The 22,473-nt window shown below is 42.3% G+C and carries 17 protein-coding genes; 5 read left to right on the forward strand and 12 right to left on the reverse strand.

What is annotated here, in order from left to right:
- Positions 1–48 precede the first annotated feature (48 nt).
- The 3 genes from ACSBL2_RS14300 to ACSBL2_RS14310 form a co-directional block, all read right to left on the reverse strand.
- Positions 49–1,419 (reverse strand): glycoside hydrolase family 28 protein, encoded by a 1,371-nt coding sequence (locus ACSBL2_RS14300; protein ID WP_442587209.1) that lies wholly within the window; start codon positions 1,417–1,419, stop codon positions 49–51.
- Between the two features lie 180 nt (positions 1,420–1,599).
- Entirely contained in the window at positions 1,600–2,850 is a 1,251-nt protein-coding gene (locus ACSBL2_RS14305; protein ID WP_442587210.1) for a glycoside hydrolase family 28 protein, read from the reverse strand.
- A 233-nt stretch (positions 2,851–3,083) separates the two neighbouring features.
- Entirely contained in the window at positions 3,084–3,935 is an 852-nt protein-coding gene (locus tag ACSBL2_RS14310; protein ID WP_442587211.1) for a helix-turn-helix domain-containing protein, read from the reverse strand.
- Between the two features lie 86 nt (positions 3,936–4,021).
- Between ACSBL2_RS14310 and ACSBL2_RS14315 the strand changes: the two genes are divergently transcribed.
- Positions 4,022–4,969 carry an NADP-dependent oxidoreductase gene (locus ACSBL2_RS14315; RefSeq protein ID WP_442587212.1) on the forward strand — a complete coding sequence of 316 codons (948 nt, stop codon included), beginning with the start codon at positions 4,022–4,024 and terminating at the stop codon, positions 4,967–4,969.
- 8 nt (positions 4,970–4,977) lie between these two features.
- Here the strand turns inward: ACSBL2_RS14315 and ACSBL2_RS14320 are convergent, their stop codons facing one another.
- The 3 genes from ACSBL2_RS14320 to ACSBL2_RS14330 form a co-directional block, all read right to left on the reverse strand.
- Positions 4,978–6,558 carry a hypothetical protein gene (locus ACSBL2_RS14320; RefSeq protein WP_442587213.1) on the reverse strand — a complete coding sequence of 527 codons (1,581 nt, stop codon included), beginning with the start codon at positions 6,556–6,558 and terminating at the stop codon, positions 4,978–4,980.
- 4 nt (positions 6,559–6,562) lie between these two features.
- A complete protein-coding gene (locus ACSBL2_RS14325; protein ID WP_442587214.1) occupies positions 6,563–7,435 on the reverse strand; it encodes an ABC transporter ATP-binding protein in 873 nt (290 codons plus the stop codon).
- Between the two features lie 92 nt (positions 7,436–7,527).
- A complete protein-coding gene (locus ACSBL2_RS14330) occupies positions 7,528–8,553 on the reverse strand; it encodes a S41 family peptidase (protein ID WP_442587215.1) in 1,026 nt (341 codons plus the stop codon).
- A gap of 214 nt (positions 8,554–8,767) precedes the next feature.
- Here ACSBL2_RS14330 and ACSBL2_RS14335 point away from each other — a divergent pair, with 214 nt between their 5' ends.
- From ACSBL2_RS14335 to ACSBL2_RS14345, 3 genes are all read left to right on the forward strand, one after another.
- Complete coding sequence (locus tag ACSBL2_RS14335) at positions 8,768–9,151, forward strand: hypothetical protein (RefSeq protein WP_442587216.1); 384 nt, start codon at positions 8,768–8,770, stop codon at positions 9,149–9,151.
- A 293-nt stretch (positions 9,152–9,444) separates the two neighbouring features.
- Entirely contained in the window at positions 9,445–11,814 is a 2,370-nt protein-coding gene (locus tag ACSBL2_RS14340) for a TonB-dependent siderophore receptor (protein WP_442587217.1), read from the forward strand.
- A 14-nt stretch (positions 11,815–11,828) separates the two neighbouring features.
- Complete coding sequence (locus ACSBL2_RS14345; protein WP_442587218.1) at positions 11,829–12,917, forward strand: PepSY-associated TM helix domain-containing protein; 1,089 nt, start codon at positions 11,829–11,831, stop codon at positions 12,915–12,917.
- A 42-nt stretch (positions 12,918–12,959) separates the two neighbouring features.
- Here ACSBL2_RS14345 and ACSBL2_RS14350 read toward each other — a convergent pair whose 3' ends face one another.
- Positions 12,960–13,637 (reverse strand): LytR/AlgR family response regulator transcription factor, encoded by a 678-nt coding sequence (locus tag ACSBL2_RS14350; RefSeq protein ID WP_442587219.1) that lies wholly within the window; start codon positions 13,635–13,637, stop codon positions 12,960–12,962.
- Positions 13,634–14,422: a sensor histidine kinase gene (locus ACSBL2_RS14355; RefSeq protein ID WP_442587220.1), complete on the reverse strand. Its 789-nt coding sequence runs from the start codon at positions 14,420–14,422 to the stop codon at positions 13,634–13,636. The genes ACSBL2_RS14350 and ACSBL2_RS14355 overlap by 4 nt, the downstream gene beginning before the upstream one ends.
- A gap of 586 nt (positions 14,423–15,008) precedes the next feature.
- On the opposite strand from ACSBL2_RS14355, the gene ACSBL2_RS14360 reads away from it, so the two are divergent.
- Entirely contained in the window at positions 15,009–16,319 is a 1,311-nt protein-coding gene (locus ACSBL2_RS14360; protein ID WP_442587221.1) for an erythromycin esterase family protein, read from the forward strand.
- A gap of 95 nt (positions 16,320–16,414) precedes the next feature.
- On the opposite strand, the gene ACSBL2_RS14365 is transcribed toward ACSBL2_RS14360, so the two are convergent.
- The 4 genes from ACSBL2_RS14365 to ACSBL2_RS14380 form a co-directional block, all read right to left on the reverse strand.
- Positions 16,415–17,902 carry a hypothetical protein gene (locus tag ACSBL2_RS14365; RefSeq protein WP_442587222.1) on the reverse strand — a complete coding sequence of 496 codons (1,488 nt, stop codon included), beginning with the start codon at positions 17,900–17,902 and terminating at the stop codon, positions 16,415–16,417.
- A gap of 4 nt (positions 17,903–17,906) precedes the next feature.
- Entirely contained in the window at positions 17,907–19,976 is a 2,070-nt protein-coding gene (locus tag ACSBL2_RS14370) for a hypothetical protein (RefSeq protein WP_442587223.1), read from the reverse strand.
- A 7-nt stretch (positions 19,977–19,983) separates the two neighbouring features.
- Entirely contained in the window at positions 19,984–21,297 is a 1,314-nt protein-coding gene (locus ACSBL2_RS14375) for a hypothetical protein (protein ID WP_442587224.1), read from the reverse strand.
- A 155-nt stretch (positions 21,298–21,452) separates the two neighbouring features.
- On the reverse strand, positions 21,453–22,343 hold the full coding sequence (locus tag ACSBL2_RS14380; protein ID WP_442587225.1) for an SDR family oxidoreductase: 891 nt from the start codon (positions 22,341–22,343) through the stop codon (positions 21,453–21,455).
- Between the last annotated feature and the right edge of the window lie 130 nt (positions 22,344–22,473).

The following is a 22,473-nucleotide window of genomic DNA, read 5'->3' on the forward strand; positions in this document are numbered from 1 at the left end:
ATATACGGTATTTTGCAATAATAGTCAGCATCATCATCCTGGTTGGGCTTAATTATCCGTCGTAAATCCAACTACATGTTCATGGATATAAGGCTGGTCCAGCACATGGGAAGCCGTAACTTTTTTCAGTGAAACATTTTGGACCGGCAGCTTTTCCTCGCCTGCAATATGGGAGATAAACTTCAGCTCTCCAGCAGTTACCTTATTCAAAAAGATATCTTTTATAGGGGTCAATCTGACTTCCACAGTAGGAACGAGGTTCTTCCACTGATAGAGTACATTGGTTTCTATCCCCAGAATCCCCTGGTCGATTTTGCCTGAAGAGATATTCTCCGCATAGATATGCCGCACATATCCTCCCATCCGTTCATTGGTTTTAATGAAGATGAGATGGAAGAGTTTGGCACCTTCAAGTACCCGGCAGTTTTGCAGCAGAACATTCTCAATCCCTCCTGAAAGCTCAGACCCAATGGCCAGCAGCTGGTGACCGTTTTTCACCGTACAATTGCGGACAACAATATTTTTTGAAGGGGTCTTCAACCGCCATCCTTCGGGATTCCGCCCTGATTTTATAGCAATTGCATCATCCCCCTGATCAAAAGTACAGTCTTCAATCAGCACATTCTGGCTCATCTCAGGGTCCACACCATCGTTATTGTGTCCATGGGCATAAACATTGACTTTTCTGATCGTGACATTCTTGCACAAATAAGGATGGATAGTCCAGAAAGGACTATTCGTAATCTTTACCCCCTCCAGCAGCACATTTTCACACCTGTTGAACAGGATAAACTGTGGCCTGAGGTGAGCAGTATCATTTACCATCTGGCGTTCGGTTACAGGAGTATATGCAGAGGCAAGGTTATACAACCGCCTGATGCTTTCCATATGTGCCTTCGGACGCGTGAACCATTGTTTCCATACCTCCATCTTTGCTTTCAATTCCCCCTCCCCGCTGATGGCGATGTTTTTACACTGATAAGCATAAATCAGTGGAGAATAGTTCATACATTCCATTCCTTCCCAGGTGCTGTGTACTGCAGGAAGGTAATCCTCAGGCTTTTCGGAAAACAACAATACGGCTCCCTTGCTGACGTGGAGATTGACATTGCTCTTGAAATGGATTTTTCCGGTTAGCCATTCCCCAGGTGGAATGATTACAGTACCACCGTTTAATCTGTTGGCCTTATCGATCGCAGCAGCTATCGCTTTTGTGGTCTTTTCCTTATTTCCCTGTTCTGCCCCAAAGTCAGTTATCGGGATTTTCTGGCACTTCTTAAAATCAGGAACAATAACTGCCGGCATGTTAAAAGGGGTATTCACTTTTGTTGCCCTTAATTCTACCTTCGCCGGATCTTTAATAAACGATAGTCCGGCAAGCGCCAGCAAGCTCAGGTATATGATATTTTTTTTCATCATTAAATGATTTTTTTTTTAAAGGTAATGAAGCTATCATAAGCATTTTTCATTAGCTCTTATTGTCCCTTATTTGCATTCAAGAACTCGCAAGCTCGGTTTTCATTGCTTTTTGTAAGCTGTAAGCTTATGATGGTTTCATCTGTGGTGGTCAAATAAGTGTGTGGATGAGGGAACGTTATCTCACAGTATCAATTGTTTCCCATTGAGCGTTACATTCTCCGTTTTCAGTCCTTTGTAGATATTCCGGAAATCAGGGGACACTGCTGTTGCAGTGATATTTCTGAAAGATATATCCGATACCTGATCATTGGGATTACCCTCCAGTTGCCCGAAGCTGGCACAGTTAACCCGGATATCAGAAAAACTGATATTCTTCACAATGCCAAAAGGTTTATCCTGGCTTTTGCCCAGATCAAAAAATTGTTTCCAGGGTTTTAGGGTAAGGATTGCTCCGCACTTCCCGGTGATGTTCTCCACCCTGACATCTTCAAAAACCTGGTAGGTATCAGGTCTCATTTTTAGGTTGAGGATAGAACAATTGTTATCCACCTCACAATTGCGCAATACAATATTTTTAACACGGATACATTCGCTGCCGAGGGTCAGCGTGGCATGCGCATTACCAAATTTACAATCCTCAATAAGTACATTCTCAATGGATCCGTTTTCCGGTAGTTGATGTGCATTCGGCCCTTTTCCTCCTTTAATTGCAATCGCATCATCATTTACCGAAATATAACACTTACGGATCACGACATCCTTGCAGACATCCAGGTCAATTCCATCTGTACTGGGTGCCGGTACAGGCTTGAATGGAGAACGGATGTCACAGTTTTCCATCAGTATGGTATTGCACTGGTAAAAATGGGTTGTCCAGAATCCTGCATTCCTTAAGGTAATATTGGTGATGGAAACATGATTGCTTTCCCAGATGAAGATCAGTCTGGGACGGTGTACTTCCAGGTTCGTACTTTCTTTACCGATCTTTTTCATGGCCAGGCGGTGTGCCCAGAATTGTTCCCAGAATTTGAGCCCATTCCCATCTACTGTTCCGGGGCCGGTGATGCTGAACCCGTCTACTTTTGTGGCATTGATCAGTGCAGCATAATAATCCAGTTTTCTGCCTTCCATCCTTGAAGGAACCAGCGGATAGTCCTTGATTTGGTCTGATCCTTTTAAGGTAGCTCCCTGCAGCAGTACAAGTTTGGTATTTTTTTTAAAGAATAAGGCTCCGGAAAGGTATACGCCTTTTGGAATGACTACTGTTCCTCCACCTTTACTGTAGGCAGCATCAATTGTTTTTTGGATAGCTTTTGTGCTCAGGCGCGTACTGTCAGCACCGGCCCCATAATCTGTGATCAGAAATTCCTGCGCAGTCAGCGTAGTTACAGACAGGGTAAATAATGTCGTTAGGGCTAGGATTAGCTTCATCTTATATTTGGTTAGATTTAGTGCAGGAGTTGATCAGCTACCTGAACAATGATCAAATGTAATGACCACAGGTCTTTCCAGACAGGTAAAAAACCACCAAAATGCAGGTAAAAATAATCATAATTTTTTCGATATATTTCATTATAACGAAACAAGTCACCGTAATTTTACAACTACTTGCCATTTGTTTGCAGACAAAGAAATGAGTGAGTATATATTTTTGCAAAAATGGCTTACCGGGTACCTGTTGAAGAATTTTGCAATTCCTTTCTGTACGCCCTAAGACTCCTCCCTCTGTGCCGTTTAAAAAATTTATTGATGTGACTTTCATCAGCAAAGCCAAATTCGTCTGAGATCTCATGAACCCTTCTGTCGCTAAAGCGTAGTCGGTGTTCAATCAGCCTGATCCGGTAGGAAGAAATATAATTCTGGATCGTTTCACCGCACTGTTTACGGAAATATTCACCAAGGTATGTAGAAGAGAGCCCGAAAACATCAGCGATGATCCCAATTTTTAATTGATCGGGGTGGCGGATATGTTCTTGGATATAATCCAGTATCTGAAGTATGCGTACATCTGCATTAGCAGAAATATTGCCCGGTTTCATGAGAGATAAATTCCTTGCAGCAATCACAATCACAGCATTTACCAGATGACGGATCAGGTCTTCATTGTAGAGATGATTGTATTCAATGGCATAGTGCAGCTGTTGCATCAATACCCCGACCATTTTCTCATCTTCCTGGTTAACTACAACAGAACCGGAGAAATGAGAAGCATAATACAGTAAGCATTCTACATGGTCTATGCTTTTCCATTGGTATTCTTTGATATAATTTTGACCAAAACGAACGACCATAAACTCACATATACCCTGCAGATCAAATTGATGGCAATCGTTTGGAGTAATCAGGAATAAGTTCCCAGGACTATAAGCAATTTGATGACCATTGACAAGGTGGGTACCTTTACCTGATATTACATACACCAGTTCAAAGAAGTTAAACTTCCTGTCACGCAAAGGACATACCGTTACTTTTTCATAGAAAACTTCCAGCGATTGATACAGGTTTTCTTTTGCCATACTGCAAAAATACCCAAACAGCCTTGAATTGTACCTGTTTTTACGATTGTTATCAGTCTATTTTTGTTGCATCAAACAGAAATAAAATGAGAGCTATCGTATTGGAGCAGTTTGGAGGTGTTGAAAACCTCCTTTATAAAGACATAGAGAAACCGGAAATAAAAGCAAATGAGGTACTGGTTAGGGTAAAAGCTATTGGTATCAATCCCGTGGATGTGAAAGTACGTAACCGGCAGGCTCCACTGGCAGAAGACCTGGTCAAATATGAACCGTTAATCCTGGGCTGGGATATTTCGGGAGAGGTTACCGCCATTGGAGAACACGTCAGCAAGTATCAGGTTGGAGATGAAGTATTCGGTATGATCAACTTTGCGGGACATGGCAGGGCTTATGCAGCATATGTTGCTGCCCCGGAGGAACAACTGGCTTTAAAGCCAGCAAATATCAGTCATGTAGAGGCAGCCGCAAGTACACTCGCCGCACTAACCGCCTGGCAGGCATTTGACAGTTATGGGAAATTGAGGGCATCAGATAAAATATTGATCCATGCAGCTTCTGGTGGTGTTGGGCATTTTGCCATACAGATGGCCAGGCATATCGGGGCGTATGTAATAGCTTCGTGTTCCGCAGCTAACCGGGAATTTGTAATGGGATTAGGTGCGGATGAACATATAGATTACAAATCTATTCCATTTGAGGAAATCCTTCAGGATATAGATTTTGTGCTGGAAGCTATCGGAGCTGAAAACTTTCAAAAATCCGTCAAAGTATTGAAGCCCTTTGGAACCATTGTGACGCTACCTTCCGGTCATACATTGGAAGATGAAGCTGCGGCAAGACATAAACAATTACATGCCTGCTATTTTATGTCGGTCTATTCCTGTGGGAGAGATATGGAGAAAATTGCCTTATTGCTGGAAAAAGGAATATTGAAACCCCACGTATCCCATGTATTTGGATTCAATGAAATGGATAAGGCCCATTTGCAAATTCAAACGGGCCGTACCCTTGGTAAAGTGGTAGTAAAATTCTAATAAGAACCTTACAGATGTCTTACCTCGTAGCTTCTTGCTAAAAAACTAACCAACGTTAGCAGCAGGTTGATGCCCAGCATAGTGATGATAAACCTCGCCATATTTTGATGGGGCAAACTACCCAGGTAATCGGTTACAGGGACTTTATTTAATACGGCATAGGTCAGCAGAAAGAATATCACCTCAAAAAGCTTCTTGCCTCCGGTTAAGATACCTGTTGCGACCGCCAATAAAACAATACATACCGAACCATTCAGGATATTGATAAAGGCATACAGGTTCGAAGTCATTACGCTACGCAGGAGTACAGGAAGTGCCAATCCCAATGCAAGGATGATGCCTGCAAGGATTTGTGAAGGAAGCATACGCTGCATAGGTTTATAGGAGGCATAAGCGAAATAATGAATGCGGTTGGTTTTTTCTTTTGTGACCAGATCTGACCAGCGCGTGACCTGGAAAAATAACAGTAGTGGCAACAGATACAGATATGCGATCTGAAAAGGTGCCAGAAACAACGCTATCCACAATCCTGCATTGACCAGCCAAAGCCATTTATTACCTTGCCTGATCAACAGCAGTAACTCCGTTTTAATAAATGGATAAATGCTGAAATTGAAAGTTACGGCCGGCAAGAGCGTACGATTTACTCCTGCCGGGCTAAGCATTAATTTGTCGTTTTGCTGAACTGCAGGCTGTTTTTTAGTTCTTTTTGAAGATCCCTTCTGTTTAAAATCGAACCGGTGAAAGAAGAAGGAAGAAATATACACTAATCCAATGCCCAGGCTGATCCAGATCAGCCTGCTGAGTATAAATAGAACAGACCAGTTCAAGCCGTTCCATACAAAAAGCTGATAGGGTCGCGGACCACTAAAAATAAAACCAAATGAGACGTGTTGAATATGCTCATGAAATTGGGTATTAATCTGGCCCTTTACACCTGACATCATGAGGCTTAACCCGAAGGGATCAAGTACACCTGACGGCTCCTGAACACTTGCCTTATTGAGCTGTACCATAATTATACTACAGAGAAACAGGTAAATGATGTATTGTAACAGCCCACGTCTAACCAAAAAAACCTCTGCGGCCACAGCAAGTGAGGCCACTAAAAACAAAGCAGGTAAGGCAAAGAATACATATGGCAGGATAAAATTACCCAGGATAAAAGGATAACCCGTTCCCCGTACAAAAAACATCAGTAAGCTTACCACAAAGGTACAGGCGGCAATGGTCACCAATACCAGGTAGTTGCTGAGCTGCTTGCTCAACAAGTATTGAAAATTTGTTATAGGTGTAGTGGCAATAATGAGTCCCACTTCCGTATCCATATCTTTTTTTATACCACTGTTCACGAGTAAAAAACCATAAAACGAAAGCATAACAGTAGTCATGATGGCTGACACATACCCTACCCATGCGGAGTTGTATGCCCCTTTGTATCCTACTGTACTTAAGGTAGTGTAGGAAGCATCATTGGTCGGTATAAAAGAATAGGCAATATATGTTGTGATCGCCATAGTGATTAAAAATGCATAACTCCGTGTACGCTGCAGATAGTCGGCTTTTATAATTCTGTAGAGGTTGTGCATATACCTAATGATTGTTTTGGGTTAAAAACAAATAAGCATCTTCCAGCGTAGCGGCAACCGGTACTGAAGAAAATGCAATATCATTTGCAGTACTGATGTAGCGCACCCTGATACGGTCAGCCTGGCGTGCGGTGTCAATTACCTTATAGCGACTTTTGAAGTCGGCCAGCGCATTATTTTCTAATAGTACCTCAAAAATGCGGTTATCGGCCTGATTAATTATGTCTTGTTGTTTTCCATGACTAATCAACCTTCCTCCCTGCATAATAGCCACCTCATCGGCTATGGTGTCAATATCCGATACAATATGTGAAGACAGAATAATAATGGAGTCATGTGCCAGATCGGCTATTAATTGCCGAAAGCGCATCCTTTCTTCCGGATCAAGGCCAACTGTCGGTTCATCAAAGATCAATACTTTGGGATCATTGAGCAAGGCCTGTGCGATGCCGATACGTTGTTTCATCCCACCGGAATAAGTTCCTATTGGACGCTTAGCCTCTGCAATCAGGTTTACCCCTTCCAGCAGCTGTTCAATTCTTTTTCGCAGCCCCCTGCCTCCAATCCCTTTCATGGCGGCTATATATTCCAGAAATTCATAGGCATTCAGATTGGGATATACACCAAAATCCTGTGGCAGATAACCCAGCACCTTACGGATAACATCAGGGTTTTTCAGGATGTCCTCTCCATCTAAAAGTAAAGTTCCTGCTGAGGGTTTACTGATGGTGGCTATGATTTTCATCAGGGTTGATTTTCCCGCTCCATTGGGCCCTAAAAGGCCTAAAACACCTTTGTTAATGGTAATGGAATAATCAAAGAGCGCAGTTTTTTGTGCGTTATATTGTTTACTGAGATTAGTGATAGTGAGCGCCATAGATAAGGTTTATGGGGTTATGACGCGGATTGCTGTGTTTAGTTACAGTTTAATTCTCCTGATTTCCTATTATACAGCCCTCCTGATCCATTCTACTTTTCCCTGCTGATCCATCTGATTGCCCTGTTTATTTTTGTATCTGCCAGAAGATCTTCGAAGTTGTCACCGCCATTAATGGATATATCCGGCATCACAAGATTCTTGTAGACCTTTCCATTCCTGTCTGCATCATAATCTACTGCCAAATTTAGTCCTGCGTAGGCATTTACCTGGAATCCTTCATTAGCTGTCGTATACCCTGCACTGTTTTCTCCAATGAGGATACTCTTTTCTCTTCCTATGGTACTGATGGCCGTTACTTCGCCCGAACTTGCGGTCATGCCACTGATCAGCACTGCGAGAGGTTTGAATTTTTTGGTAGTGCTGTGTTCCGGCAATTTAGAAACCTGGTTACTGTCTAAATAGATATTTCCTTTTCGAATGATCCAGCTGCCATCATTATCCCCATGCTGGTTGATAAAGCTGCCCACTTTCCCATCTCCCAGAAGACCGGATAAACCTGCAAGCATCTGATACATGCTGCCGCCCGTATTCAGACGCAGATCCAGAATCCAGCCCTTTACACTTTTACGATCAATTCTAGCAATTGCATCCCTGATCTGCTGTGCATCACGGTCAATATACTTTCCAGAAAAGTCACTGTTTCCGGGAACAAGGATATAACCGATATTCCCTTTAAGCAACCGGGCTTCTGCGTTTTTATATTTTTTCACCGCATCTTTTACATTCTGGTTAGTGTACACAAAGCCTGTGTTCCAGCTATATTGCTGTTTTCCTATTTTCAATGATCCATGGTGGTCATCAATTTGCTGGAAAATATAGGGGAAAACTTTTGCGGCGTCCGCATAGGTCTTCGCCTCCCTTGTTCTTTGTCCGATTTCCTGCTCCAACGATTTCCAGTCGACTGAATCCCGGTTAATTGCGTTTGTCCTGATCACTTCCAGGCTTTTACTCAGGAAGACATTCACACTATCAGGAACCTCCTGATGAGGTTGTTGCCCATACAGAAAAAGAGGCAAGAAAATGGCGAGAAAAGAAGCAATGATTTTAAAGTTCATAAGGTGTAGAGGTAAAAAAGGATAAATAGGTTGCAAGTGGATCAAAATATATCTACATCATAGGAAATTTTCAGGCCAGCTTGCTAATTTACCTTTTATATCTGGTAATGGAGGATAACCCATCTTCAGGATTCCATATTAGGCTATACGATTTTTAAGTAATTTGCTTTACCTCCATAAAAAACTATACATTTGCGGCAATAATAAAAGAAAGTTGAGAAAATCCGTTTGCCTTTTACTCATCATGATGATCATCATGCAGACCTTTAACAGGTTAGGCATCACGCTTGCTTTTAAAATCAACCAGGAATACATCACGGCCAACTTTTGTGTAAATAAAGATAAACCCGAAATGCACTGTAATGGTCGTTGCGTGCTGGCAAGCAAACTCAAAAAAGCTGAACAGAGCGAACAAAAGCAACGTACCCTGAATATGGAAAAAACGGGCGTACTTTTCTTTTGCAAAATGAATAAGCTGGAGTTGAACACTACATTGACAGATAGGGAAACAGGAAGCTTCAATCCCTTCTACCTGACTTTTAAACCAAACGCTTTCACCAACGATATCTTCAAACCACCACAGCACTCCGCTGCCTGATCCGATTGTATTTCTTTTGAACCAATTTCTGCTTAACCTAAGCAGCTAAAATTGTCTGTATAAAATTTTGCGTGATGCGGATATGATTATCGCTTTTTATCAGCGTGCCCATAAGTACGGTATAGACAGTTGTACATGAAAGTTGTACGGAGAATACACAGGATCACAAATTCTAATCTCAGCCTGCATACGTCAATAAATTCCACCGGGATATTGGCCGTATTCAAACTGCTGCAGGCAGGCTAAAAACAATATTTAACACATAAGTACTACAGAAATATCATCATATTCAAATGAAACCCAATATTTTCAACATCATACTCCTCTTCCTTTTGATCAGCAATTATTCCTTTTCCCAGACGGATGCAGGGAATTTAAAAGGTCGGATTATAACAGTTAATGAAGAACCTGTTACTGGTGCAACAGTACAATTACAGCATACCTCCATCCGCACGCAAACTGATGCGGAAGGGAATTTCAGCTTCAAGGCAGTTCCTGTCGGCACTTATATATTGGTCGTATCAAACATTGGTTATACGGCCCTAAAGCAAAACCTGCAGATCGTTCAGGGGAAAAACCCTTTTCTTCACCTGGAGCTCTCGGAAAGTAAACAGGAACTGAAGGAAATAGCCATCAGTACCATAAAAAAAAGATACCAGGAAAAAAAATCAAGCAGTTCCACGAGAATGAATATCCCTTTACTGGAAACACCCCAATCTGTACAGGTGGTTTCTTCAGAAGTCATGAAGGACAAACAGGCATTCACGCTGAATGAACTCGCAAATACCTTCACAGGTATGAAAGCCAATAATGGAAATGGCTCGTTTAACATGCGCGGATTTACGGCCTACTCTCCTACAGATGCCAGTTTTCTCCTTTACAATGGCATCAGGGGAAATCTATTTTTATGGAGTCAGCAACCCCTGTTGTATAACGTAGAATCTGTGGAATTACTACGGGGGCCTTCAGGAGCACTTTTTAGTGAAGGTGCACCAGGGGGCGTGATTAACTTCGTCACTAAAAAACCATTGGTTAACCCAGCGTATAACTTCGACCTCTCCCTTGGAAGCTGGAACTTCCGCAGGGCATCAGTAGACCTGACAGGGCCATTGACGAAAAACAGGAAACTTCTCTACCGTGCGATCATTGGATACGATAAATCTGAAAGTTTCCGCAATGACCAGGAAAAAGAGAATATCTTTTTTGCCCCATCTTTGACTTACTTGTTTAATGCGCATACCAACCTGAACCTGGAAGTTAACTATGCGCATCAAAAAGCTGTTCATCAATATGATAACGGAACTTTCATCCGTACCAGACCGGACGGAACATTTGACTTCAATTATTATCCGGATAACCTGACGATCCAGAGCCCGACAGATTACGGGAAGACCAATAACTCTTCTGCAACACTGACTTTCAACCATCAGTTTTCTGACAAACTGAAATTGACGGCAGTACAACGTGCTGTAAGAAATGTATTGGATTTTACAGATCATATTCCAGTGGGAAAGATAAGAAATGACTCGGTGAGCAGAGGATACCAGGACTGGGAAACAGACCGCTTTAGTCTGCAAACTACAGCATACCTTTCTTATGAAACAAATACAGGGCCCTTAAAACACCAGATCATTGTTGGGGCCGACTACAACCGCTATGGATGGACTAAAAATGATTATCAGTACAAAGCATCTACACGTATTTCTATTTTTAATCCTGATTACAGCAATGACATTCCGGGACCAGGTGTAGCCGCTGAGGAATCGGATGACAATAAACGCATCACTAATCTGACTGGTTTTTATGTTCAGGACCAGGTCAGCATTGGTCGCCAAATTAAAGCTTTACTTTCCTTGAGGCATGACAATTATGATGGTAAAGAAACCCCGCTTTCTGAAAGGGATGACAAGCAAGGAGACGAGCTGCAGGCATCAGGATGGATTCCGCGCGTGGGTTTAGTATACCTCCCTCTGGAGAATTTGTCGGTCTACGGAACTTTCTTAAAATCTTTTAATCCGCAGACCTCTAACAATGTATTATCCGGTGGACCATTTCCTACCCGCGAAGCTACGCAGTATGAACTGGGATCTAAGATTGACCTGTTTAACCAACTGCTGTCAACCACTTTATCCATCTATGAAATCAGGTATGCAAATATACTCACTGCAGCCCCTACAGAAGAAAACTCCCATCGCCAGGCAGCCATTGACGGTACCCGCAGCAGAGGGTTGGAATTTTCCGCAATGGGTACGATCCGGAATTTCAATATTATAGCCGGATATGCCTACAATGAACACATCATTTTAAGCACCAGTGCCTATGGCAAAAAAGGCGACCGCTTTGCCAATGCGCCGAAGCATATTGCCAATCTCTGGTTAAAGTATAACCTGAATACTACTGCACTGAAAGGATTAGGACTGGCTGCTGGTGTGCGATATGTGAGCGACCAGGTGGGTCTGATCACTAACCAAAACTTCTTGTTCCCTGAATATACCGTTTTTGATGCCGCCATTAATTATGGTAAAGGCCGGTACAACCTACAGCTAAATGCGTACAACCTGACGGACAAACACTATTTCACCGGCAGCAGGTCGAGTACCACCACAGCCGGACTGGGTGACCCTTTCAATTTCAGGGTTGGTTTAAGCTATCAGATCCGATGAGCAAAAAAAATTACATGAGCAGGCTTGCATTTACTTTGCACAGCTGGCTTGGCCTGATCAGCGGCATATTTCTGCTGCTGCTCGGGCTGAGTGGCTCCGCATTGGTATTTATGAAAGAAATCGATCATTTAGTCAATGCTGATATCCTTCGGGTTGAGCCAAGGGGGGAGCGACTTCCTTTAGATATGATGTACAGGAGTATCCTGAAAAATCATCCCACATCAGCAGGCATTGCCTGGCTGAATCCGGATGCTGAACCGGAAGAGGTTTATGAGTTCCGCTTGTACCAAAATGATGGAAAACTCAGTACTTACGATCTGGCCATGGTAAGTGTCAATCCTTATTCCGGGAAAATCATCCGCGAGGGAAACCTCAAGGACCTGAGTACGGGTTTCCTGCACTGGATGGTACAGTTTCACTGGAGTTTCCAGTTGGGTATACCCGGCTTATTACTCGCTACCATCTTTGCACTTACCATGCTGCTCTCTACATTGACCGGAGTAATAATTTACCGGAAACATGTATGGAAAGTATTAACATTCAGGGAAAAGCTCAAATGCAAGAATTGGAGAACCCTATCGTCCGGCCTGCACCGGATTGTAGGGGTATGGGCATTGGTATTCAATATCGTGATTTTCTTGACGGGTTTCTGGATGAACAAGTTTTCCTTTGATCCGGCTTACTGGAAGAGGCAAACGATAGCCATGCCGGAAAGTAGTTTAGCGGTCAGAAATATCGACCAGCTGCTGTCCAAAGCAAAAACAGAAATGCCCGACCTGATCATTAAGAAAGTGTATATGCCCACCCAGCCGGGAAAGAACTTTCTTGTCAGTGGGACGGTTGCAAGTCAATCTGCTGTGTTCGGCAATGCAAATTCAATTGCACTGGATCCCCTTACAGGAAAGACAGTTGCTATGGTACGTATCGCAGACCAAAACATCCCTGAAAAACTGGAAGCTGCAGTTTTCCCTTTACATGTGGGCAATTTTGGGGGTGTAATCATTAAGGTTTTTTATGTTATTATTGGCTTGTTACCAGGTTTACTATCCATTACAGGGGCTTTGTTATGGTGGAGAAAATTTAGAAAAAAGCGTGTATTTTAAACATCTTTGAACAAAATCAGAAGAAAACTATATCATTCAGGATCAGTCCTGAAGTCCACCCAAAAAACTTTTCTTATAAGACTGTCCAATTGGCACAATTACCTGGTTAACAAGAATAAGCCTTTCTTCCTGGATTCTTGCAATGAAAGATTTATTCACGATGTAGGATTTATGTGACTGTATAAAGTAGACCGGATTCAGTCTTTTCAGCATCCCCTTAAGGGTATGATAAATGACATGAGTCTGGTCTTTGGTTACAATTTTAATGTAATCTTTGCAGCCTTCTATATAAAGGATATCCATTTGCCTGATATTAATGAACCCCACTTTTTCCTTGATGAGTAAAGTATCGGCTGCGCCATTGGAAACCACGGCTACAGACCTGATCCTGTCAATTGCCTGTTCAAAGCGCTCATAGGAGAATGGCTTGAGCAGGTAATCGACAACACCCAATTCAAATCCTTCAAATGCGTATTCCTTGTAAGCCGTAGTAAATATTGTTTTCGGTTTATCTTTGAGTGCCTTTAAAAAACTGATGCCATTGATTAGCGGCATTTCTATATCAAGGAAAAGCAAATCAATTTTATTTCTACCAAGGTATTCATAAGCTTCTACCGCATTTCTGAATCCCGCCACAAAATTTAAATCCGGAGTCTGGTTCATATAATGTTCAAGCACCTGGTGTGCAAAGGGTTCATCATCCAATATTATACATTTCATGTTAAATTGATATCAAGATTAACCACATATTTATCAGTTTTATCATCTATAGACAAGACGTAATTCTTTGGATAATATAACTCCAGTCGTTGTCTGATATTACTCAGGCCGATACCTCCCCGATAACTTTGATGAGGCACTGGAGCAACCAGCACACGTTCGTTTGCTATAGAAAAACTTAGTGTCTTATGGTAGAAGGCTACTCTGCCTACGACACCTGCTCCATCTTCAAACCTGTGTCTTCCATGCTTAAAACTATTTTCCACAAGCGGAAGATAGAGTAAAGGGGGAACTGTAATATCAGGCAGATCGTCAGCGATCTCCAGATAAATTTTTGCCCCCGGGAATTTCTTTTGTTCTATCTCAAAATAACCCTGAAGAAAGATAAGCTCCTCTTTAAGTGTAACCTTTTCATTGTTACAATCGTACAGGATATACTGCATCATTTGCGAGAGCAGCAGTATAAATCTTGGGGTTTCCTTTGACCCGGTAAGGCTCATCCCATACAAACTATTGAGGGTATTAAACAGGAAATGTGGCTGCAATTGGGATTTCAACTGACTTAACTGGAGCTGAAGATGATCCATTTCAATTTGATGCCTTAATTGCTCACTTTGATAGGAAAACCTGGAAAAAGAAATACAGAGAAAGGCAATACTGTCGGTCAGGATCAGGTTCCAATCCAGGAAAAAACCATTAAACTGATGATCAAAAAAAGGATGAACGGCCCATCCACGGGTAACTATTTCAAAAACCCATGCAATGACGTTTTGTAGGTATGGCATTAAGAAAACAAAGACAAAAGCAGTTAGGATAAATAACCACCCATATCGCTTCTGTTGAAGGAGTTTAGGAACTGCCCACCTGTAATATGGAACCAGGCATAAGGTGATACAGATGGCATACAGGCAAATCTCCAGGTATGGAAAATCATTATTTGGAATTCTGGGCAGGTGTACCGATTCTAAAAAGTAAGAATACTTGTAAAATGCCACATAAAAAATCCAGATGAGAATTTCCAGTATGAAGGGAAAATTAAATGAGGTTTTCTTTAACACAACGCTAAAATCGAATTATTTTCCGGTAAAATACGAAGTTCTTCGACGAAGCCTGCTTTTTACGCGACGTAAAAAATTCATTTCCTTAATAACGGATGATCATCAACGTTTGTCGAATTGTCCATCCAGATTGCTATGGACACACTTTCTTTGGAGAAACAAATTAGCATGATGAAGCGATCATAAGCTTATGATCGCTTCATCACCTTAAAAAAATTATATACTGATGAAACCATCATAAGCTTGCTGCTTAAAAACCGTAATGAATAAGCTTATGATAGCTTCATCACCTTAAAAAAACAATGATATACTGATGAAAACAAAAAACACGATTATCGCAAGCCTCCTGGTCTTCAATTTCCTTCATTTCACTACAAGCAATGCCCAGGAGAGACCACTTAGTCCGGCACAAAACAAACAACTACAGCCATTTACTTTGAAAGACTATCAAACTTTTAAAAAAGAAGTCAAACCTTTAATTCAGGAAATGGGCCTAAAAAAAATTGTTGGACTTGGCGAGGGTACCCATGGAACTGCTGAGTTTTACACGGTCCGTTACTACATCACGAGAATGCTGATCGAGGATTATGGCTTTAACCATGTAGCCTTTGAAAACGACCTTACTGAGGTTTGGCAGTTCAACCAACAGTTATCGAAGACAAATGACCTAAATGCACTTCTCAAAAAATACTTCTTATCCCTGTGGCAGAATGAAGAGACGAAGCAACTTTTTCAATGGATCATTTCCTATAATGCAAGCCATAAAAAACAGGTTACAGTAAACGGTATTGATTTCCCGGCACAACAACCTGATGTGGATATGCTCATTGCTTTACTGGATGCTGCAAACATTACCTCTTTTTCAGCCCCACTTGAAGTGTTAAAAAAATCTGCATTCATGCAGGATGAAGCATGGAGTGGAATGAATAAAAAAGATGCTAAAACCGATTGGAACCTACTGGCAAAACATTGCAGAAATGAATATATAACAGCAGATTCCCTGGAGACTGCTTTCAAAGCGCTAAACATAGATTCATCATTGAAAAATAATCTCCTGCTCGCTATCGGAAATCTTAAACAGGGTTGTGAACCCTTTTTCAGGGAGATACCGGAGGGCGCACGCGATAGCATCATGGCCTACAATACCGCCAGGATTGTGAAGGACGGGAATGACAAGGTAGTGATTTGGGCGCATAATGCACATTTGGGTAAAACAGGGATTTATGATAATGTCGTAGGCGGAACAGGTGGCTATATTTTAAAACTTTTCCCCGGAAATTATTTTGCATTCGGCACTGGCACCGCATTGGGGACCTTTGGTGGAACCACGGATGCAAGAGCAGTGAATAATAGTCCAATAGCCCCCTACCCCTTGGAAAATCCAATAACAGGCTCCTGGGAAGAACTATTGAGTTCAGCCAAAACTTCTGATTTCTATTTTGATACGGATAAATTCAATCCAACTCAAGAGTTAAAGCCACTTCGATTCATAGGATTTGGAACAAAAAGTGGAGCCAGTTCCTATGACAAAACTAATTTACGCGATCTATTCGATGCCTTTATATTTTTGAATCAAACACATGCCCCAACTCCGTTGAAAGATAACCCTGTGGCAAGGCACTAAGAGCGGGAATTGCTTTAGGAGATCATATTGCCTCGATCTCCTACTGTGGTTCAACATTACTTCGTAAATGAATGCAGGATTCGTATCCAGGCTTTTTATCCTTTCACTGTATACTGCATATAAAGGTGTTTATTTTCAAAGTTTTGTTCGAAAACTTTCAATTCTTCAGGAGTCATTAGCTTCCTTGCCCTCGATAATTCATCTGTCAGTGTAATACCATCCTTGCGCTGGTACAACAGATCTTGTTCACTCATGACCATTAATCTTCCCTTGGTACGCTTAATGAGTTCCTTTAATAAGGGTTGATTTGGCATTGTATTCTTCCAGTTGGGACTAATCACCTCATAATCAAGTGTAGCCATGGCCACCAGGTCGGGATGATCCATCATCTCTACACCAAGACGCTCGGCAGTTCCATTATGACTTAGATGATGTGCAACTTTATAAAAAACGGTTTGGTGAAGTAAATGTTGGGTAAGTGGCTTGTCTTTCACCGGACTTGAGTTGCCCCAGTCAATCCTGTGCCAGCTTGCCCAGCTTCCATATTCCGCATCTCCCGGAAATAACATGATCCTTCCGCTATCCTCAAACTCAATAGCAAAAGCCAGGCTGAGGTTATTGGTCATGCTATTTACCCTGAGTGCCAGCGCCCCGGCACTGTTCAACCAGTCATTGTCTATCTTTCGCCACTCATTCCCAGGTAAATTATACGGGTGGTTTTCTTCTCGCATACCGGCAGCAGCTGATTCATACTTGTGGTCGAATGTAAGCAAGGATTCTTTATTCCCCGTACTGTCCATATGCAGGGCAGCCGCTGCAAAAGCATCCGTAGGTATAAAATCCTTGTTATGCTGGTAACTTTCTCCTTTACCCCCACTTTCCTGTTTCACTTCTTCCCATTTTTCCGGAGGACCAAGGATATAAAACTTGAGTCCGGTCGCCTTCTCTATATTGGAAAAGATCTCTCCAGGCTTAAAGTATTTGATATTATCCTTCGCAATCAGCTCCTTTACCACTTTCATTCCCCCAAGCATTCCAACATAATTTCCCCTTTCCCCGTCAAACTGCAAGTCGGCAATCCCGTTGATCGCATCTCTGAAGAAAGAGCGCATTCCAAGGATATGCTTATAATGTTGATCATTTAAAGCCAGTGGATCTCCCAGAGCTCTTTCAGTCGCTTCCTCCAGCTTATTGGCTGCCTTTGCAAGTGCCTTCTTCTGATCTCCGTAATCCTTCAGCCATTGGCTGGCTTCCTTTCCTTTTTCGTCTTCCGTCCAGCCCATCCAGATCTGACCTACTGTAAAGTCGTCCACAAATAACTCTTTACAGGCTTCAAAAACATATACATGATCTTTATGCTCATGGGTAATGACAAGTACATCGACACTGCCACTCACATGTTTTTTCAGGTCCTCGATATAAGGTATAAGTTTTTCTTTTTTTCCCTGCCAGGTTCCACAATCGATCATCATTTTAAAAGTCACCTCGGTATCAGAAAAAAATCTGATGACAAAACAGTCACCGGTTCCCATTTTATACATACGAACCTCAGCATGTGTTATTTTCCGGATTTTCTTAGCCATGTGATTAATGTTGATGTAAAAAACAAAATGGTTCAGTCATGTTAAAAGCGGCAGTCGAAAAATTCAGGGCATACGCATCGTCCTGCAATTCTGCTACCCTTTTCGTATACTCCAGTTGAGCCCGGAGCCGCTCTTCATTAATTTGAGGTGTGCTGGTTTTCATAATGGTATTTACATCGATAAGTGGTTTTGAGATGGCATATTTAAGTTTCAGGGTATCCAGATCAAAGATCAACGTACAGCCACCTTTAAATTCCAGGAATTCTTCCAGCTCATCCTGAGGGCCTTTATAAAATATGAATTTTCCATTCTCCAGCTTCACGCGACTGGTTTGTACGACGGAAAAAACCACCTGATTGACCTGGTTGCCATTGGGACCTACCCTGCTGACCAGCCGCAAATTCTGAATTTGAAATGAAGGGCCGCGATAATTCTGCTTGGCAGACATTTTAACCCCAATGATATCAGCATCATACAAAAATGCAAGGCCGGTAATCTTGGAAAACAATAAAGAACTATCAAATTTGAGGTTCAATCTTCTGAATAGTCCCAATATTTCCACTTTGCCGTTTGTATACTTACCGGCAATATAATCACGTGTGAGATTAAAAATCTCTTCACGATCATTCACGTATTTAATTTTATTGGCATACTCCCTGAGGAAAGTGGCAATAATTTCAAAAAGTTTAATGGTTTCATTGTTGTTTCCTTTTTCCGGTTGATTAAATGTCTCTGTGTTGACCTGCAGCTTTTTGCTGTTTTCCTTAAACTCAAGGTTGATCATTGGCTGCTGCAAACTTTCGACACTCAGGGTTTTAATTCCTGTAGGATAAATCCCTCTTTTTCTAAAAGCATCAATAAAGGCAAGCCGGTAATCTTTGTTGTCCTCCGCCACCAATTCCAGGTCAGCAGTAACAATTGCCCTTAAGAAATCACCAAAATTAATGTCTACCGGTGGACAATAATCCAATGCCCTGATACACATATTGAGCACATGTTTTGCCGCTTTGGCGGCTTCAATGGCAAGCCTGTTTACCAGATCAGGATGTAATTCTCCCAAAGGAAGGATACCTGTTCCGTTGGAAGCAATTCTCAGCAGGTCAGCAACCCTGTTTTGATAAATACTAATGAAAGCTTCAAATATTGCAGCAACAAGAATGCTGCCTCGCTCATGGGGTTTCATTTGGGTACGGTAGTCTTCCGGATTTGGCTTTTTAGGTTCCCAGAGATCTTTCTCCTCATCATACGATCCGATAGCATCTCTCAAACTGCCATATTTGCCTACGGAAGCACCGAACTGTTGTGCCAGTTTTCCCAATAGATTCTGGCTCTTCAAGTCTCCCCTGGTCTGTGCAATTTGGTGCTTAAGCACATCCGGGAAGGTAAAGTGTTGAAATAAGGCCACAATATCTGCGAATGCCTCATGAAAAGCCAGCACATCCGGATTTGTGGAATCATTATAATTCCGGTGCATTCCATCCAGGATGGCATGCGTGACTTCATGCGCAATGATATCATGACTTAGACAGGTAAATACGAGGGAATTTGGCATTTGTAACGTTTCATCTGCCGGCATAGCAGAAAAGTATCCGAACAACAAAGCCTTTTTTACAGGGCTATAATAGGCATTTGCATCGCGGAGTGCATGCGGATAAATTCTCAGATGCTGTACATAATCTTCATAACGTCCCATTACATCTTTATTCAGCAATCTGGACGCCCAGAGAATCTTTCTGCCCAAAGCCTGCTCAAAATTGCGGATGGTCACCATTGCCACAGCATATACCATTTGCTGATGAAAAAGCGGATTGGATTCACTGGGATCCAGTCCATCCTGAGCCAGGATATACGGATCTTCCAGATCTACAGGCGTATAAAAAATGTCCAGTGTCGGATCATAATCGATCACCTCCAGATATTCTCCTACAGGTCCGGGATCAACGGATTCCCAATCTACTTTGTAAACGATATCATTGATCCGGAAGGTATCCATTTTGAGCGACAGAGCTGGATCGAAAGCATATCCTCTTAACTTTCTGAATGGTGGTAGTGTAGAATAATTATTTTGCTCCATTTTCAGTTTATTGGCTTAATTTCATGGCTTCCACAATTTGAGTCAGTGCATTATTTTTATCTGCTTTATCCCAATAAGCGTTATGACCTCCCGGATAACACCAAAGTGAGTTGCGCGGAACCTTCACATCTTTAATTCCCTTACCAAACACCCGCTGCATGGGACCACCCACAAAATCAGAAGAGTAAAAAATATTTGTCCAGCGAACTACTGCGAACAAGGCTCCATGATTGAGCAGGTCAACCTGGACATAGCTGCCGTTATAGCCATAAGGTGGATAACTTTTATAACAGATGCGCTGGTCCAGACTGTCCAGTGCTGGCGGACAGACAGGCAATTCCCTTTCCACTATCATCTTGTCTATTTTCTGGTTGGTCACCATAAAATAATCTACAGAATTTACGGCTGCACCAAGGGTGATAAAATCAGAAATCAGCCATTTATTTCCGATTGATTGCTGCTCTTTCCATAGTTCAAACTGCGCATCCTGGAAGACTTGCAGATTGGTATTTGTTAGACCAGGTTTTCCATTGGCATAATCATCCATCACCTTCATGGCAGGCTGATCCTTATTGATCGTGTGATCGTAAACCGTGTTATGTTCCGTCCAGAGTAATCTTAGCAAATCATAAGCTACCACAGCGCCCAGACTATGGGCAACCACAATTATCCGGTCTACCTTCTCCTGTGTCTGTATATCATGCAGCTTTTTCAGGAATTGGATCCCCTGACGCCGGATATTGCTTCTTTCGGAGATATTGTCGGGAAAGGGCGTAAAATATCTGGCCACATCACCTAAATAATTCAAAAAATTAACCCGAACAGTCGAGATCAGCATAGGTAGAGCAAGTGGGAAAAGCGCAGCAAGAGCAGCAGAAATTACCGGGTTTACTTTTACATGGACCACAGCAGGATAAATAAAATAACCCGTTAATGCTGATAGGATCATCAGCCCCCAAATGGTGTACCATAGCTTTTTTAAGTGTGCCGGAACCTGGGAGACCCTCCTGAATACGACTTTCCTTAACCAAATAAACATATGCTTGAATTGTGTACCCCGCATATTATGTGCCCAGTAGAATTCATAAAAATCGGTCCGGGGCCGGCTTCCACCTTTTGCCTTACTCATACTGAGTCTGACAGTTTCATAGATGTCGCCAATACTATCCGGTTTACTCCTGACTATAGCAGTAGCTTCATTCGGATCATCAGCAATTAATCTGGCATGCACACCATCGACAAAAGATCGGAGTGTTTCCATTGGTCGTTGCTCCCCCATTCCGTGGATCACAACAACAGCCTGTCTGCTAATTGCAGACATGGCCGTAATTCAGTTTTGAGCGAAAATTCAACATTGGATTAACTTTAAAAGATCAAAGAAAATTCATAAAACACTGTAAGTAAATATATTAAATGAATTCTATATTTCAAAGAAACTTTGATTTCTAGGATAACCAAGCTGCCTGTTCAGGATTATTAGAAGTAGGTACCCTCTTCCAGGTCCTCTACCAGACCTTTCTCTACAGGGATCCAGCCAAGTGCTGATTGTGTATACGCACTTGAAGCCGGACAATCAATGCCCACAAAATGCGCAATCCAACCAAAATGTTCAGCGGCATTTTTCGGAGGTATAGATTCAAGCGGTAAATCCAGTTTACGACCTATGATCTCAGCAATTTGTTTCATTGGTATACCATGATCAGCCACACCATGGTACCTTGAACCGGCACTACCATTTTCCAATACCAATCTGAACAGGCGTGCTGCATCCAACCGGTGCACTGCCGGCCAGTGATTTTTTCCATCCCCTACAAAAGCAGAAACGCCATGTTGACGGGCAATGTCAATAATTACAGGCACGAAACCATGATCACCATCCCCATGTACCGATGGAGGAAGACGCACCAAAGAAGCACGAACTCCTTTAGCGGCAAAAGAAAGAACCAATTCTTCAGATTTTGCACGAAGAGAAGCTGCAGCGCCATCGGCAACCGTATCAGCTTCCTTACCTTCGCGTCCCGGGGCAAGCAAAGCAATACCGGAAGTAATGACCAAAGCTTTCCCGGAACCTTCCAGGGCTATACCCATTGCTTCCACGGCAAGCCTGTCCGTTTCGCAAGCTGCCGCGTAATCAGAAAAGTCATGGACAAATGCGGTATGAATTACACCATCAGCCGCTTCTGTTCCTTTCCTCAGACTATCCAGGTCATCAAGTGATCCCAGATGAACCTCGGCACCAGCAGCCAGCAAAGCCTGTGCTGATTTTTCTGAACGGGCCAGGCCTAAAACCTCATGTCCGGCAGCAATTAATTCTTTCACAACAGCAGAGCCTATAAAACCAGTTGCTCCAGTTACAAATACACGCATAATTTTATCTTTAATATTAATTGAATAAATGCCAATCGCCAGCTCCATAGGTATTACAGGATTTTGACGATGAACAAGACAAAATTCTGAATTGCACCATGGCTCCAAGAGGACATTTGTCCCAGTTTTA

This window comes from Pedobacter sp. AW31-3R (assembly GCF_052180285.1).
In the GTDB taxonomy this organism is placed as follows: Bacteria; Bacteroidota; Bacteroidia; order Sphingobacteriales; family Sphingobacteriaceae; genus Pedobacter.